Source organism: Enterococcus sp. LJL51 (assembly GCF_054871795.1).
On sequence record NZ_JBTXLW010000004.1, the window covers coordinates 182,999 to 199,963 of the forward strand.

Genomic DNA, 16,965 nt, shown 5'->3' on the forward strand with positions numbered 1-16,965 from the left:
TGGTGTACCAAAAGCGTTTTTTCCTATTCCAAAGAGGTAGAACACTTCTGGTACACCGTTTGTTAACTATAGGGGATGAGGCAGACAGATGTCTCCCCTTATTTTTTTCAATACTGAAGAACTCTAAAAATAATTCATTTTTTATTTGTTCAACGCTGTTTATTTGCTGTTATTTGCCTAGCCTGCCCACTTACAGCTAAGAGAGCCTTCGAGAAAGCTTAATAACAAACTTATCTGAATAACCAGCAAGCTCGCTGCAATAATCCTCATGGTACAACGGACCTATCATTTGATAGTCTGCTGTTCTGTTCAAAAATTCCGGAACACAGTTCATAATTTCTTCGTTGCTCAGTACATGAAGAATACTGACATAGCTTCCAGCCTGCTTGATATGATTACTCTTCTTTTTACTCACCTTTTGAAAAATAAAGGAATGTTTAGGAACCGCCATCTTTTGTTTCAGTTCCTTCTCTTCAAACAACACCCCATACTGATACCCATAATTCAAATAATTGACGGATACTGGCTGCCCGCTTTTATCTTCTACAAAATAGTATTCCTCTCGTTCAAGCGGTTCTTCAAATAATTGATCCGTTCCGATTGTTCGAAAATGATTGAACCGGTCGGTCATAAATCTCAGCTGCTTATTCATTGCTTTCAATTCTGACAGCTTATTTTCAATAACAAGCTGCTGCTCTTTTAAAAGCTGCGCTTTTTGCTCCATATCCTCAGACTGCAGCATTTCGCGGATTTCTTTCAATGAAAGTCCCAGCTCTTGAAACAGCTTAATCGTACTAACTGTATCGCATTGATACAATCCATAAAAGCGATACCCGTTAACATCAACAAAGGCAGGCGCTAGGAGACCAATCTTTTCATAGTGAAATAGTGTTTTCTTAGATACTCTGCATAGTGTTGAAAACTCTCCAGTAGTATATTTCTCTTTCATTCTTCTCACCTCTTGACTATTCCCTTAGGGTATACCTTATAACTAGTATATCAATAATAAAGCAGGTGAGCGATATGTCAACAACTGAAACAGCTTTAAATAAAAAACTCTTCTTTTTTTCTCTGCCGCTGATTGGCAGTCTGCTGACTCAGCAGCTGTACAGCGCAGCCGATATGGTCATTGTTGGACAGCTTCTAGGTGCAGCTGAACTGGCAGCTGTCGGCAATGCTAGTACGATTGTACTACTCTTCATTGTTATTTCAGGCGGAATCGAACTAGCAGTAGAGATTATCTTCTCCCGTTATCTCGGACAAAAAGATGAACGAAGTCTCGCTAAAGGCACAATGAACATCTTGACCTTTGGACTGCTCCTAGGTATTCTTTTAGCGGTAATCGGTGTTTTTGCCCTGCCTTCTCTTTTTGATTTATTGAAAATTCCGACAGAGCTAATTCCACTAGCAAGAAGCTACAGCCTCATCTATTTACTGGGTGTTCCTTCCATTTACGTTTATGATATTTCCCGGGCAATGCTGATTAGTTTAGGTGAAGCAAATAAAAGTTTTTATCTGATCTTATCTTCTTCACTGTTAAATGTTTTTTTGAATATTTTCTTCCTTCAAGTTCTACATTTAGGCGTTGCTGGCGCTGCCTGGGGAACCATTCTTTCCCAAGGTCTTTTAATGTGTGTTAGTATCCGACTGCTTTATCAAAAATCCCGAAAAAATCCTTATTTTAAATTTAGCTTTGTGCTGGATTTTGCACAGCTAAAAGAATTAAGCCATATCGCCGTTCCATCTATTTTTCAGCAGTTTGTTATTACGGTCTCCTCCATGTTCCTTCAGGCATTTGTTAACCCTTTTGGCAACGAAGTCATCATTGGCTTTATAGCAGTAACGAAGGTATTATCCATTTCTCGAATCGTGATTTCAGGCTTTTCTCAGACTTTGTCCATCTTTTCCGCCCGGATGTTTGCAGGAAAAAAATTGGCGCAGCTTAAACAAACCTATACATTTTTAACTAAGATTTCTCTACTTTATTCGGGTGTTGTCATTATTATTTTTTTCCTCCTTTCCCGTCCCCTTTGTGACTTGTTCTTTGACAGCAGCAGTCATTCAGCCGGATTCCATTTTTTTAGAACCTATTTACTTTTTTCTTCTGGATCACTGCTGATGACCGTTTTCAAATTTATGAATGAAGGTCTTTTGAGAAGCAGTCTACGGATGAAGGAATATCTTCTCTGTAATCTTGGGGATTTACTTATTAAAATTGGCGGAACCTGGCTGCTGCTTCAAGTAGTAAGTACGCAAGCTTTCTGGCTTGGTGAATCATTGGGCAGAGCCTTTTCCATGATTCTCTCCTTCTATCTCATTTTCCGTTTTCAAAAAAATGAGCTTCTACCCTCACAAAAAAAGACAGGTTCGTATTCTGTCGAACCGTAGTTTTTTTATGAGTACCCTATGCTCTTCTGTCTTACAACTACTATGCGCCATAATAATAAATAGGGGCTGTGACATTAGTATGCCTCAGCCCCTTAACAATGGAAGCAGCACTTTAACTGCAGCTAGTAACAGGAGTGTGCCCTTCGGAAATAAGAGCGGCTCCAGGAAGATATCACTCAACCTCTACTCAATTCCCGCACTATACTTCTTGGTAATTTTCTTCTCATCAGTGTTTTTCCTCAAGGCAGAATCCTTCTGTCACTTCCGCATTTTTTCGATACGCCTTTTATTATTTTTGAATGGCCTTAAGGATTAGCTTAGTAATCTCCATCAAAACGACTGCGCCAATTGCCAGCCCTAAACAAATCATGATTTGATTGAATCCAAAATAAGCGGGAATCGCAAAAATTTCTCTTAAGCCAGGCAGCAAAGTCAAACTATATAATCCGCCACAGACCACAATCGCCAGTAGAACCATCTTATTTGAAAACAAACCCGCCTGAAACGCTGTTTGAGTATTTGATCTGGCTGGTAGCGTTTGTAGGGTACGGCTTAAAATTAAGGTTGAAAAAGCCATTGCAACTCCCATCTCTGGGGAATACTGCATTCCCAGCCATTGAGCAGTGATTACGCCGCAGGCAATGATAATTCCCCGATATGCAACTGAAATCAACGTCCCCCCAGCGAAAATACCAGCATTGGGATTGACTGGCTGGCGATTCATAATGGTTGGCTCAGCTTTTTCCATTCCTAATGCAATCGCTGGTAGTGAGTCGTTCACTAGATTAATGAACAGTAGCTGCAGTGCGGTAAATGGATTTACCCAGTTTGCAATTAGTGCGAAGATGATTGCAATAATTGCACCCAGGTTTCCAGCGAACAAGTAAGCAATCGCCTTTTTAATATTATCAAAAACGTTTCTGCCAACCTCCACGGCACTAACAATAGAGGCAAAATTATCATCCGTCAAAATCATCGCTGAGGCATCCTTAGCCACATCTGTTCCTGTACCCATTGCAATCCCGATATCCGCCTGCTTCAATGCGGGCGCGTCATTAACACCATCTCCCGTCATAGCGGAGATATGACCCTGCTGCTGCCAAGCCTGAACAATACGGATTTTATTTTCAGGGGAAACCCGGGCATAGACTGTCACCGATGATAAAATGGCAATCAGCTCTTGTTCACTCAAATCATCCAGCTCAGCACCCGTCAGCGCCCGATCTCCCTCTGAAAAAATACCAATATCCTGTGCAATTGCAACAGCAGTTGTCTTGTGATCACCAGTAATCATGATTGTTTTAATCCCCGCACTTTTGGCATCCTTGACGGCTTGAAAAACTTCTTTCCTAGGCGGATCAATCATTGCCAGCAAGCCGACTAGAATCAAGTCGTTTTCATCAGAAAGCGTAATCGCTTCATTTTTTACCGGTTTATAAGCAAAGGCTAGAACCCGCAATGCCCGCTGAGAGAACTGTTCATTTTGCTGTTGCAGCTGCTGCTTCATCTCAGCTGTCAATGGAACGACTTTCCCATTTAATAAAACCTGGCTGCTGCGTGCAAATACAATATCTGGTCCGCCCTTAGTCATTAATAGCAGTTCTCCATCAATGGTATGAAGTGTAGACATCAGCTTCCGGTCAGAGTCAAACGGCAGTTCTGCCATTCTAGGATAGTTTTCCCGTATTTCCTGATAGGGCTGATTACTCAGCTCACTGAAATCGATTAACGCAGTTTCTGTAGGGTCACCAAGTTTGCTGCCGTCTTCAGCGTAGACTGAATCATTGGCCAGAACACTAATTTCCATCAACCGTTTTTCATCTTCTGACCAACTATCAGGCATTGAATTAAAGGTTCCCGTTTGTCCATTTACTAAGTAATAATCCACCACAGTCATTTTATTTTGAGTCAGTGTTCCTGTTTTATCTGTACAAATAATGCTGGCAGAGCCCAAGGTTTCCACTGCCGGCAGTTTTCGGATAATGGCATTCTTTCTTGCCATAGTCTTCGTTCCAATCGACAGAACAATGGTTACAATAGATTGCAGCGCCTCCGGAATTGCTGCAACCGCAACCGCTACAGCAAACATAAAGGCTTGAACGATATCTTCAGTCATATTGCCTGAGCTATTTCCTAAAAACAAACGAGCCAGCTGAATTCCTAGAATAACAAGCGATAAACCTAGAATTGCCAGACTAAGCTTTTTACTAAAGCCGTCTAATCCTTTTTGCAGAGGGGTTTTCGGTTCAACTGCTGACTGCAGCAGCCCTGCTACTTGGCCAATTTCTGTCCGTCCTCCCGTTGCCGTTACTAAAAACTTTCCTCGTCCATACGTAACAATGGTTCCGCTGTGTACCATGTTTATTCGGTCGCCAATCGGCACATTGCTCTGAATTTCTCTTACTTCTTTTTCAACGGGTACAGATTCACCTGTCAGCATACCTTCATCAATTTTCAAAGCACCCGTTTCCAGCAGCCGTCCATCAGCGGGCACGTAGTCTCCAGCTTCTAAAAGAACCAAATCACCGGTGACTAGCTCTTTTGCCGCCACAGTTTGTTCCTGTCCATCCCTTAATACACGGGCATCAGGAGCCGACAAGCTTTTTAATGCCTCCAGCGATCCCTCTGCTTTCTTTGTTTGAACCACACTAACCACTGAGTTAAGGAGCAGAACAGCAAAGATAACCAATGATTCTACATAAGAGCCCATAACCATTTGAACAACGGCCACAATTAATAGAACAATCACCATCGCATCCTTAAAGGTTTCAAAAAACAGCTGCAGGCTGGATTTCTTTTTTGCCTCTTCCAGCTGATTAAAGCCGTCTTCTTCCAGCTTCAATTTGACCTGAGCTGAAGACAGCCCTTTTTCGCTGCTTTCTGTTTCTTTTAGTAATGTACTCAGACTCTGTCGGTAAGCACTCTTTTGCTCTTGTTTGTCAGTCATTCTAATTCCTCCAATAAAGTAATTGTTTAAACTCTGTACGAATCGATTCCAGCAGTCCTACAATGTTCTCCCCTTTCTAAATCAAAAGAGACCTGAGACAAGTAGTGTTTTACTTGTCTCAGGTCTCACCATTTCATACAATACCAGAAGACCATCTTCATGGTCGACTTACTGTTGATATTATCGCAGCATACTTCTACTGCTGGTTACTCCCCCGAGGGAATCATTCGATTGATAATCAGTTTACCTGAACAGAAATAGTTTTGCAAGTAGTCTGTTTAACAATTTTTCATAAGGTATAAATTTTCCTCTCCATAACAAGCGCTACATCAGAAGATGGGTTAGCCTAAACAGCTTAGGATAATTCCGATTGGTTCACCTGCCAGCGGGAAAATGACTTACTTGGCAGTACTAAAAAGATAAACATAATAATTGGTCCAAAGAACGGTATGATATACAGTAGAATCCACCAGTTGCTCCTGTTCGTATCATGGAGACGGCGTGCCCGAACAGTAAAATTAGCTAGCCAGACAGCAAAAGACAACCCCATAAAAATAAATGCATAAATGTTTAATTTCGTAAACTCCTGCGTATCAAAATTATAATACTGAGTAATATTTGTCAGCAAACCATAAATAAACAACACAAGATAATTCAGTAGCTGCGGCCACCAATATTGCCCTCTAGTCGCTCTGGCATCCATCACTGTGATATTGCTCCAATATTCTTTATATGCCTGTATCATTGTGAATCCCCCCTTGAAAATAACATATCATCATTTTCAAAGGAGCTCAATTAATAGGCTTAACAAGTTTGGACGATAAGTAAATGCCCAACTTTTCTTTCTCTAAAATTCGGTTATTCGTTCCGCTAGCATCACTTTCTAAGTGCTAAAAAAACTAAGCGTTAAAGTTTTGGGAAATGAGATGAACTACCTCAAAAATAGGAGAAGCTCCAGATGTGTATCAATCAGCAGCTACTCGGTTTCCTTGTAGTGTTTCTTGATAATTTTCATATGCGTCTTCTTAGTGCTGAGAAATACAGTTAGAGACGAGCTGATATTGAACAGTACTTGCTTAGTTCCCGGTATGTAACACTTTTGCCTCGTCCTTTATTTGCCTATTCTATTTGGCAATAACGGAGTTAAGGGAGAGCTATAAGAATTTTTTGCTACCCCAAAATTACTTGAACCTTTCTTTCTTTTTTTCCGAAAACAGTTCTCTATAGTTTTTTCTGCATAGAGAACTACAATAATAAGCAACCCCAAACTGTTTCATCCATTACAAATATTTGCCTATTTTTTAGCTAATCCTGCTCACCATGCATTTGGTTAAAGATGAATACAGAAACAATTTCTTCAAAAATAAACTGAAAGGAGCTGTGACATTAGTATGCCTCAGCCCCTTAACACCGGATAAACGATGTTTCAGCTTATTTTTTCATGACTAAACCCTTCCATCCCATTATTGACTTTGGCCAGCTGAGTACTTTTATTCCTTAATAGCGGCTAATTTGATGCTGCAATACTGACTGGTTACCTTCAACAATGGCCCAATCAACAAAATACCAACTAAAGGTCCCAACATTAGTTTGCCTCCTAAAAGCATACCGCTTATAAAACAGATTAAATCAAGCACAATTCGAACTTTGGCTAAATCAATCATTCGCTTGCTACTCAACGCAAAGCACAAAGCAATATAGCTCTCTTTGCCAACATTTGCTGCAGCTGCCATTCCTGATCCGATACCAATAAATGAAACTCCTATAAGTACAAGAAGTAATTTAAAAGGAAAAGCTAGTTCTGGAAAAGCTGCCTGACGAATGACTAAATCTGTGCAAATACTTGTTGCTATTGGATTCAACACAGTTGCCGGCCCCAGCTCCTTCTTATCAATAAAGAAAACCAGTACCAAACAGCAGCTAGTCACTAGTAAAGAAGCTTGTCCAACTGTTAGCGACAGCTTATCAGCTATTCCTTCCCATAATACACCTAATGCATCCGCACCCAAGCCCGTAAGTACACATAATCCTACGCCAATACCGACTATGGAAGATCCGGCTATTGAAACAAAATACCGTATTATTCGCTTCATTAATCTAAATCTGTACCATCAGAAGCAATAACCTTTTTATACCAATAAAAAGAATCTTTTCTGATACGGCGGCATTCTTTCTCATTTTCATCAGTACGGTCAACATAAATTAACCCGTAGCGTTTCTTGTAACCATTGCTTGTAGATAGTAAATCAATTGCCGACCAAGGCATATAACCGATAACCTCTACGCCAATATCCATAGCGCGTTTCGTTGCTTGTATATGCTCTCTTAGATAGTCGATGCGATAGTCGTCGTGAACTTTTTCATCTTCGGTTAATTCATCATAAGCACCAAGCCCATTTTCAGTAATCATAAAAGGAATTTTATAGCGTGTATAAAGGTCACGGTAGACATATTCCAAGCCGATAGGATCGATTGCCCAATCCCAGTCCGTTGTCCGAAGCTCAGGATTTGAGCACATTTGGTAGAAACCGGGATGGGTTTCAAAGCCGGACATTTCGCCTTTTTTACCGCTTAGATTATAGCCCGACCAGCTTCTTTCAGCACCTTCCGGACATGCATGTGCACACTGACTATCATAATAATTGATTGCAAAGAAATCGGAAATATTCTCTGCAAAAAATGCTTCGTCTCCATCTTCTATCTCAGGTGCAAGCCCTGCCTCTTTCAAATAGTTAAGTGCTGCAACATTATAGTACCCCTTAAAGTAGACATCTAGATAATAGGCATTTCTCAAATCATTGGCATTCAATGCTGCCAGCTGATCTTCCGGCTTACAAGTTCTAGCATAAACCGGCGCATACCCTAAGGCAGGTCCAGCCAATCCGCCAGCCTCATGAATATATTTTACTGCTGTTGCCTGTGCTAAGTTCATATGATGATTAATTTGATAACGCAATTGATTATTATTCTGATATTCAGGAAGAACATAACATTTTTGTGTCCAGTACTGGACAATGATACTTTGCTCATTTAGAGTAATCCAATACTTGATGTCATCCTTAAATTCATTCACGACATATTTAGCAAAAATTTCAAAATCCTTAACAACTTCTCTCGAAAGCCAGCCCCCATATTTTTCGACCAACGCCCAAGGCAAGTCATAGTGATACAGCGTAGGTATTGGTTCAATCCCATTTGCTTTCAGTTCAGCAATTAAGTCACGATAAAATTGAACCCCAGCTTCATTTACTTGATCGCCGCCATTTGGAAAAATACGTGTCCAGGCAATGGAAAAACGATAGCTTGTAAAACCCATCTCCTTAAATAAAGCAATGTCTTCTTTATACTTATGATAATGATCACTGGCAACAGAAGCATCAGCAAAGCCGTACATTTCGTGTCGCTCCTTATTAATGATATCTTGCTGAGACAGCCCTTTACCATCTGCTTGTGCTCCGCCCTCCACTTGATAGGCACTAGTTGCTGCTCCCCATAGGAAGTCTTTTGGAAATTCTTTTTTCATTATATTTTCTCCTCATCTTTTTTATAAAAAAACTGAAGGATGAGTCAATAACGGACTGCTTCAGATTTCTGACTATTCTTTAGTCCAACTGGTCAATAAATGTTGTATCACCAATTGTTTCAATTGAATATTTATCGTTCTTATACGTCAGTGTGGTCACACTGCAATTGGCAATTTTTTCGCCTTTATACTCGCCTGGAGCAACTACTTCTAAAAGAATGGGGATCAGCCCTCCAGAAGAGACAACGAGCACATTGCCGCCACCCTTGCGTTGCGCTTCTTCAAGCATTTCTGTCATTACTTTCTCAGCGCGTTCTTCCATTTCACCGTAAGTTTCTGCTGCTTGCTCAGGATCAACCTCAGCGACTTTATCAGCCAACTCCTGCTCTGTCAGTGTTTCCTTTAAAAAATCCCACAATTCATCACTATCTGTCGGATAATCTAACTCTAAGGCTTCGGCTACAGCTATATTCATCGCATCGTTGGATTGACCTTCAAAGCTACCAAAGTTTTTTTCTCTGAAGCCCTTAAGCTCGGTAACTTCAGGCACTTCAGCACTATTTTCATTTAGTATTAATTTAGCGGTATTTTTTTGACGAGCCAAGTCACTAGAAAATGCTGATGAAAATTTAACATCTTTTAGTCCCTCGCCTACTGCTGCTGCTTGAGCCTCACCGGTCTCTGTTAACGGGCTGTCACTATATCCTTGTACCTGATTCATCGTGTTGAACCAGGTTTTTCCATGTCTAACCAGATAAATCCTAATTTCTTCTGTCTTTTCTTCTGTATCTTTTGAGGCAGTTGTTTCTTTTGTAGCAGCACTGCTGCACCCTGCTATTAGAAAAATTGCTGCTATTGCCAGCCAAACTGTTTTTTTCACTTTTATCCCCCTTTACTATAGCTACTCATGTTCTATTACTATTTCAAAAAGATCAATCAATTCACGAGTCATTGTCACCTCGCTGGAAATAGTCATAAGATGATCCTGTGCATGAGTGAATAAGAGACACGGTTCATAACTCTTACCCGCTGCTTCATTTTGAATCACTGCCGTTTGCGATTGATGAGCCAACACGATATTCTTCTTTGCTTCAGTCAAACAAGCTCTTGCACCGACAAAATCTTTCTGTTTCGCACATTGCACTGCTTCCTGTGCCTTTGTCCGACCATTTCCTGCATGTAGAATAATCTGCATAGCTACTGAAATCAATTCATTTTCTTCTTCAACTTGTTTTTTATGTTCCATCTACTTTCACCTCATCAATTTTACGAAATTACTTCTGCACCAGCAGTCACTTCCTGTGTCTGTTCCTTTATTGCTTCTTTCTCAGCTTTTACCTCTTCTGCCAGTAATTCTTTCTCATATACTTTGAAGAATGGATACCAAATGGCTAAATAAATTAGGAACAGTACTATATACCAAATAACAGCTCGAAAATCCTTAGTTAAAATTACACTAGAAACCGGTGCTGGAATTTGTGCAAGCTGCATCAATTCAGACGGGATATTGAGCAGACCGCCTCTCATTGCAAACCAAACGACGCAGCTTCCCACAATTGAATTAATCCACATTGGCATCATCAATAAAGGATTCATAACGATTGGTGTACTGAAAGCAATAGGTTCATTGATATTAAATAGAGATGGACCAATACAGATACGTCCAAGGGTTTTTAATTTTTTTGCTTTGGAAAAACACATTAACAAATTCAAAGTAAGGGTCGCTCCAGTCCCGCCCATCATAATCAGACCAATACTGTAAACTGTCTCATTTGTCACTATATTTAGCGGGCTATTTCCTTGCTGAACAGCTAATGTGTTAGCCGCAATCCCAGCTATAAAAATTGGGTTTTGAATTGCTGACCATAACCATGTAGAAATCCCCATAGAATAGAAAAATGCTGGTATCAATACTAAAAGAATCAGCCCCGGAAGAGATTGTCCAAAGTTCTGTATCGGTTCAAACAAGCTTAAAATTACTTGGAAAATATCAATTTTCATTCCAAATATGAGTGTTGACCACAATGCTAAGCTCAAAAAAATGGGAATGATGTTATTAATCCATTCAATAATAAAGTCCGGAAGCTCGCTGTTTTGAAATAGCTTTAACTTGCTGTAAAAATGAAAAATGACACTGACAACCGCCCCGGTAATCACACCAATTAAAATACCAGTAGGACCAATGCGTCCCATATCATAAACTCCTTCTTCTGATGCAATTGGATGGAGACTCATCATCAGAGAACAAATTGAAACAATTCCAGCAGTAATTGAATACCCGGGATGCTTGAATTTTTCCATGTATTGATTTGCTACCATAAAAGCTGCAATTAATCCAATCATTCCAAAAGAATAATTTGATATGTTTCCAAGATCAGGCAGTTCTTGAATGTATGAACGGAAAACATTGTAGAAAAATACGATTGATCCAGTCATGATGAACGGAATTAACTTTTGCATTGCACTGGAAAGTCCAGCGACAGCAGGCTTTTGTGTTAGAACCTTGGCTTTCGGTGCAAAAGAATTTGCCAGCCAATCCATAAATTTTTTCATTATTGCTCCTCCTTTTCTAAAAAATCAGCCCTTTAACTTCTGAATAGCAAAGTCGATTAGCCCATCACCGTCCAGCATACCGTAAATATCTTGGGGAATAACATCGACCACAACATTGTAAGGCGCTGCCTGCTCTGTCATTTCTTCTTTGAATGCTGCGTAATGTGGACCTAATAATAAAATGTCAATAGAATCTAAATATTGAGCGATTTCACTTTCACTTCGTGCTTCAATAGTTCCAGATATCCCTCTTTTTTTGGCAGCTTTCCTCGTTTTTTGTGCCAAAAAACCACTTGACATTCCCGCACCACAGCAAAGCATCATATTGATTGTTTCCATAATTAATACCTCCCATTTTTCAGCAGCTTTCCGTTTTGACCAGCTGCTTTTCTGTACCTCGATTATTTCTTTTTTCCGGCTTTTTCTCAACTGAACATTTGCACTCCCCTAGTGCAAATTTCTATTTAAAATCGCTTTCATAACAGCTATACTAAATTAAAGATACTTATCAGAAAGGGACTGTCCCAAATGAAAAAAAAGCAGGAACAACTTTTAACTTTTTTACTTCAACAAAAGCAACCTACATCCTCCAGAGTTTTGGCGAATGTTTTAGATGTTTCTATACGGACAGTCAAAAATTATGTTTCTGAGCTAAATCATACTGGCAGTCAACCGTTGATTTTTTCGTCAAATCTTGGCTATACAGTAAACCGCGATTACGCCCGACAGCTGCTTAACAAAAAAAAAGATACAGGGAATTTGCCCCAAACTTATAAAGAGAGAGCCTTCTATATTATAAAAAAAATCCTAATTGATCATCAGCAGCTGGATACATTTGATTTAACAGAAGAATTATATGTCAGCTATTCCACTTTAAAAGGGGATATTTCACGGATGAACAAGTCTTTTGAAAAATATAATGTACGGTTCGCGATAAAAAATGATTTGATTCAAATCAGTGGGGAAGAAAAAGAGAAGCGGCGGTTAATATCATATATTATTTTTGAAGAGATGCCTTATCATTTTATGAATCAGGAGATTTTAAAGCAGAATTTTGCTCCAGAAGATGTGGTTAAGCTATCTATTATTATCCAAGCTACCATGAAGGAATCTAACTACCATCTAAATGATTTTTCCTTCATGAATTTGATGCTCCATCTGCTGATTCTGATAGAATCCGTTCGAAACGGAAAATCTTTGGTTTCCAGAGACTGGTTCAGCTCATGGCTGAGGCAAGATAAAGCACAGCTTGTTACCTGTCTCATTGAAGAGCTGGAAAACTCCTTTGATTTGCAGTTGAATGAACTGGAAAAAGAAGAAATACACATGCTTTTTCAAGCAAATGCCAACTACATTCCATCGAACAACATTAAAGAGCTGGAGCAGATTGCCGGCGCCGATATACTAACTGCGATGAATACAATCCTTCATAATGTCCATCAAACTTTTGGCATCAACTTAAGTAGCGAAAGTTTTATTGTTCCGTTTGCACTACATTTAAGTGGTTTATTCTCAAGAGCAAAACAAGATTCGTTCCTAAAAAATCCGATGTTGGAATCATTAAAAAAGGATTATCCGATTGTGTATGATATTGCTATATTTATTTCTCTACAGCTAAGCGAACATTTTGATATCAAAATTACAGAGGACGAAAGCGCCTATATCGCTTTGCATATTGGTGCAGAATTAGAAGGACAAAAACGGAATTTTTCAAAGATAAGGACTGTTGTTTTATGTCCTAAATACATGAAGCTTGATGAAAAGCTCTATAGCAGGCTTTCACAGCATTTTGGTAATGATTTAAATATTCTAGCTGTTGTTTCTCAGCTCTCTGAAAGCGAGACACTCACTTTTGATTTACTAATTACAACAGTGCCTGTTCCAAAAACCGGAAATTATAAAATACTAAATATTTCTCCATTTTACACGGAAGAACAACGGCTCATGCTTATTAGCGAAATCGCAACTATACGATTAAATCAAAAAAAACAAATTCTAAGCAAAAATTTTGATGCCTACTTTAGTAAAAAATTCTTTTTTACTGATTCTAATGCAGAGCAGCCGGCTGCATTGATTAAGCAGATGTGTCTTTCTCTTGAAACAGAAGGAATTGTTACAGAAGAGTTTTACCCTCACGTTTTGGAAAGAGAAAATGCTTCTTCTACTGCTTTTGACTCAATTGCTATTCCTCATTCAGTTTATATGGATGCAGCAAAAACAACTATTGCTGTTTTAATTAATCCAAATGGGATTAATTGGAATGGACACAAAGTATTTGTGATATTACTGGCAGCTATCAACGACTTGGATAGGCAATGCTTTACAGATATTTATGAAGCACTAGTATCACTTTTCGACTATCCTGAAGTTTACTCAGAGCTTCGTTCCGTAAAGAGTTTTGAGGAATTTCGATTATTCATTCAATCCAAAGCAAAAAAAGGGGGGTGACATTTCTATGTCTTCCCCCTTAAAGCGAAATGAACAGCATTTCATAAGTAGCTTTATAACAAAAAGATAGGTTCGCTAAAAATAGCATAACTTTTCTTATTTCTTCTCAATGCCTCAGATGACTCCACATCTTATTTAACTGCTGATAATTATTTTATTTTTAATACCTCTAAAGTTGCTGCTAGTTGATTAACCGGTACCTGCCCTGGTGCTGATGCCTTCGCCGCTGCACCAAAAGTTGCATCCGAGCCAAACACCTGACCAGATACGCGGCTGACCATTCCTAAAGCACCCATTGACATCGTAATCAGCGGACGATCAGAGTATAAACGCTTCATTTCTTCTGTTGCTGCTAATAAGGTTAGAACATCTGCTGATGTTTGGGGCATCACTGCAATTTTACAGATATCTGCTCCCTTATCCTGCATTGCTCTTAAACGTTTGACAATCTCTGCTTTCTCTGGCGTAGCATCGAAGTCATGGTTACACATCACAACCCTCACGCCTTGCTTGTGTGCTTTATCAATTATGTTTTCAACTTCACGCTCTGGCATGAACAGCTCCACATCCAGCAAGTCTGCTTGCCCCTGTTCAAGTATGTTCGTATAAATAGTAAAGTAATCTGCCTCTGGCAATTCCAGCTCGCCGCCTTCTTTTTTTGTACGGAAAGTAATTAATAACGGTTTATTTAATAGACTGTGTACTTCTTTTGACAGCTGCGCTGCTTTCCCGGCTTCTGTTACTTCTTCATAAAAATCAATACGCCACTCAACAATGTCGCAATCCAGCGCTGCTACCTGTTTTGCTTCATGAATAATCTCTTCTTTTGTTTTTCCAACAAGAGGAACAATTATTTTAGGAGTACCTTCACCAATAACCACATTTCCTACTTTTACTGTCTGCATACGTAAATGCTCCTTTCTACAACAGTGTTAATTCACTTCTGCATTTGTTTGACCAGCTGACAACTCTGCACCTGTACTGCTGGTATCAATAGTTTGACGATAACGGATAAAGATGACGATTGCAAGTAAAAATCCAATCCCGGCAATAATCGTATCAAATAGCATAATTCCCCGCGGATTACTGCTGGCAATTCTTCCGGCAGCTACTGGAATCGCAAAAGAAGCAATACTTCCAAATGTGTAGAAAATTCCAGTAATTGTTCCTTTACCAGCTGGGAACATTTCCCCCATAACAGTTAGTCCCAGCTGCATAACGCCGCCCGCTGCAAAGAAGCCGACAAAGACAGCCCCTACTGTTAGAACCATTGGCGAAGGAAACAGCCACATAGCTGTGATTGAAAGAAACGACATCAGTGTATACGGCAGGACTAGATTGACTGGGCGAACCTTAGCCGCAACAACAGCTGTAACCGCCACACATACTAGAGAACCTGTAGAATAATAAGAGACTAATAATTTCGCTGCATTTTCAGACATCGACGCCACCTCTTCACCATATAGTGAAATATACTGGCTAATCAGATAAAACGTTGCCTGAGAAATAAATCCGTAAATAACAAACGCTACACCTTCAATTTTCATATTCGGTTTACTTTTGAATTTTGTAGCAGTAACCGGTTCTGGTTTAGCAGTACCTTCTGCTTTATTATCAGCATCTGGAAATGGTAATTTCAGCAGGAACACTGCGTTCAGTGCCAATAATAGAATACAAACGATAAAGGACCAGCCAAACCATAAGCCGCTGCTGCCTAAGAAAGCAATAATAAACGGCAGTGCAAACTGACCAATCTGAACAGCCGCTTTAATCAGAACATTGGCAGTTCCAGCTGTTTTAGGAAAGGATTCCATCAGCGCAGGATACGTACCAGAATCCAGACAAGAGTTGGCGATTCCGGCTACTACACCAAAAATCATTGCAACTAGTACGCTTGGGCTGAATAGTATGCCAACAAAGAACAGAACATAAACCAGCATCCCCAAGTACACAAACGGTTTACGGCCAAACTTGTCCGACAGCCAGCCGGAGATCAAAATAGCGACTAGACGGCCAATCCCTAACATTGCTACAACACTGGATACTCCTTCAACATTGGTATTCCACTGAGCGGCCAAGGCATCCTTGTTCTGCATGATAATCAAAACACCCATCCCGTGGACGATGTAGTTGATATAAAGAGCAACCGCTGTAGGCATATATTTGTTTTTCATCTTTTCTCTCCTTAGTCCTTAAATAATAACTCTCTAATATAATCGACAGGCATGTCTTCTCCTGTAAATAGTTTGAAGGCCTCTGCCCCTTGATACAGCATCATACCCAAACCATTGATTACTTTTTTCGCGCCATTATCTTTGGCAAATTTTAATAATTTTGTCTCTTTCGGAATATAAACCACATCGAAAACGACCAAATTTTCATGAATCATTTCTGGATCATTAATTAGGCTTTCCTTTTCCAACGGCTTCATTCCTACGCCTGTTCCATCGATATAAATTGCACTTTCAGCAATTGATTGTTTAAATGCTGCCTGATTCTTTAGAGAGGTTAAGGTTGCAACACAATCAGTATTTTCGTTGATTTTTTTGACCGTTTCTTTGGCATTTTCAAAGGCAGCATCTTCAATATTGAAAATACGCAGCTCCTTCACGCCATCAAGTGCTGCCTGAATAGCAATTGCTGTTCCTGCCCCACCAGCTCCTGTCATCGTTACAATCTGGTCTTTTACCTCTACACCTTCTTCTTTCAATGAACGCATCGCACCTGTACCGTCGGTAATATGCCCGACCAGATGGCCTTTGCCATCCTTATTCACAACGGTATTGACCGCTCCACACAGCTTAGCTGCAGGAGACAGCTCATCCAGATAAGGGATAATTGCCTGTTTGTTTGGCATAGAAACGTTTGAACCGCGAATTCCTAGTGCCCGAATTCCCTGTACTGCATCCTTCAGCTCTTCATTGCCGACTTCAAACGCCAGATACGCGTAATCCAAACCTAGCTTAGCAAAAGCTTCATTATGCATTGTTGGAGACAAGCTGTGTCTGATAGGTGTTGCGATTAAGCTAATTAATAAGGTATGTCCATCCAATCTTTCTGTCATGCTCAGTTCCTCACTTGTTGTTTTATTTTTTAACTGCCAGCA

The 16,965-nt window shown here is 39.8% G+C and carries 14 protein-coding genes; 2 read left to right on the forward strand and 12 right to left on the reverse strand.

Annotated elements, in window-relative coordinates:
* Positions 1-196 precede the first annotated feature (196 nt).
* Positions 197-949, reverse strand: coding sequence for a MerR family transcriptional regulator (locus ACYSNQ_RS06180; protein WP_426081993.1), 753 nt, complete (start codon positions 947-949; stop codon positions 197-199).
* Positions 950-1,023: 74 nt separating this feature from the next.
* Between ACYSNQ_RS06180 and ACYSNQ_RS06185 the strand changes: the two genes are divergently transcribed.
* Positions 1,024-2,388 (forward strand): MATE family efflux transporter, encoded by a 1,365-nt coding sequence (locus tag ACYSNQ_RS06185; RefSeq protein ID WP_426081994.1) that lies wholly within the window; start codon positions 1,024-1,026, stop codon positions 2,386-2,388.
* A 289-nt stretch (positions 2,389-2,677) separates the two neighbouring features.
* Here ACYSNQ_RS06185 and ACYSNQ_RS06190 read toward each other — a convergent pair whose 3' ends face one another.
* The 8 genes from ACYSNQ_RS06190 to ACYSNQ_RS06225 form a co-directional block, all read right to left on the reverse strand.
* The gene (locus ACYSNQ_RS06190) at positions 2,678-5,335 is read right to left on the reverse strand and encodes a cation-translocating P-type ATPase (protein ID WP_426081996.1); all 2,658 of its coding nucleotides are present in this window, start codon (positions 5,333-5,335) and stop codon (positions 2,678-2,680) included.
* A 355-nt stretch (positions 5,336-5,690) separates the two neighbouring features.
* Positions 5,691-6,080: a DUF805 domain-containing protein gene (locus ACYSNQ_RS06195; protein ID WP_426081997.1), complete on the reverse strand. Its 390-nt coding sequence runs from the start codon at positions 6,078-6,080 to the stop codon at positions 5,691-5,693.
* Positions 6,081-6,825: 745 nt separating this feature from the next.
* The gene (locus tag ACYSNQ_RS06200) at positions 6,826-7,428 is read right to left on the reverse strand and encodes a YczE/YyaS/YitT family protein (RefSeq protein ID WP_426081998.1); all 603 of its coding nucleotides are present in this window, start codon (positions 7,426-7,428) and stop codon (positions 6,826-6,828) included.
* Complete coding sequence (locus tag ACYSNQ_RS06205) at positions 7,428-8,858, reverse strand: glycoside hydrolase family 1 protein (protein ID WP_426081999.1); 1,431 nt, start codon at positions 8,856-8,858, stop codon at positions 7,428-7,430. Before ACYSNQ_RS06205 ends, ACYSNQ_RS06200 begins: the two co-directional genes overlap by 1 nt.
* 79 nt (positions 8,859-8,937) lie before the next feature.
* The gene (locus tag ACYSNQ_RS06210) at positions 8,938-9,738 is read right to left on the reverse strand and encodes a histidine phosphatase family protein (RefSeq protein ID WP_426082000.1); all 801 of its coding nucleotides are present in this window, start codon (positions 9,736-9,738) and stop codon (positions 8,938-8,940) included.
* Between the two features lie 21 nt (positions 9,739-9,759).
* Entirely contained in the window at positions 9,760-10,104 is a 345-nt protein-coding gene (locus ACYSNQ_RS06215; protein WP_426082001.1) for a PTS lactose/cellobiose transporter subunit IIA, read from the reverse strand.
* Between the two features lie 20 nt (positions 10,105-10,124).
* Positions 10,125-11,411 carry a PTS sugar transporter subunit IIC gene (locus ACYSNQ_RS06220; RefSeq protein ID WP_426082002.1) on the reverse strand — a complete coding sequence of 429 codons (1,287 nt, stop codon included), beginning with the start codon at positions 11,409-11,411 and terminating at the stop codon, positions 10,125-10,127.
* Between the two features lie 24 nt (positions 11,412-11,435).
* On the reverse strand, positions 11,436-11,750 hold the full coding sequence (locus ACYSNQ_RS06225) for a PTS sugar transporter subunit IIB (protein ID WP_426082003.1): 315 nt from the start codon (positions 11,748-11,750) through the stop codon (positions 11,436-11,438).
* A 189-nt stretch (positions 11,751-11,939) separates the two neighbouring features.
* On the opposite strand from ACYSNQ_RS06225, the gene ACYSNQ_RS06230 reads away from it, so the two are divergent.
* The gene (locus ACYSNQ_RS06230; protein WP_426082004.1) at positions 11,940-13,859 is read left to right on the forward strand and encodes a BglG family transcription antiterminator; all 1,920 of its coding nucleotides are present in this window, start codon (positions 11,940-11,942) and stop codon (positions 13,857-13,859) included.
* Between the two features lie 149 nt (positions 13,860-14,008).
* On the opposite strand, the gene aroD is transcribed toward ACYSNQ_RS06230, so the two are convergent.
* The 3 genes from aroD to ACYSNQ_RS06245 are packed head-to-tail and all read right to left on the reverse strand — an operon-like array spanning position 14,009 to position 16,923.
* The gene (aroD, locus tag ACYSNQ_RS06235) at positions 14,009-14,764 is read right to left on the reverse strand and encodes a type I 3-dehydroquinate dehydratase (protein ID WP_426082005.1); all 756 of its coding nucleotides are present in this window, start codon (positions 14,762-14,764) and stop codon (positions 14,009-14,011) included.
* A 27-nt stretch (positions 14,765-14,791) separates the two neighbouring features.
* Entirely contained in the window at positions 14,792-16,033 is a 1,242-nt protein-coding gene (locus ACYSNQ_RS06240; RefSeq protein ID WP_426082006.1) for an MFS transporter, read from the reverse strand.
* Between the two features lie 11 nt (positions 16,034-16,044).
* Positions 16,045-16,923 carry a shikimate dehydrogenase gene (locus ACYSNQ_RS06245; protein ID WP_426082007.1) on the reverse strand — a complete coding sequence of 293 codons (879 nt, stop codon included), beginning with the start codon at positions 16,921-16,923 and terminating at the stop codon, positions 16,045-16,047.
* Positions 16,924-16,965: the final 42 nt, after the last annotated feature.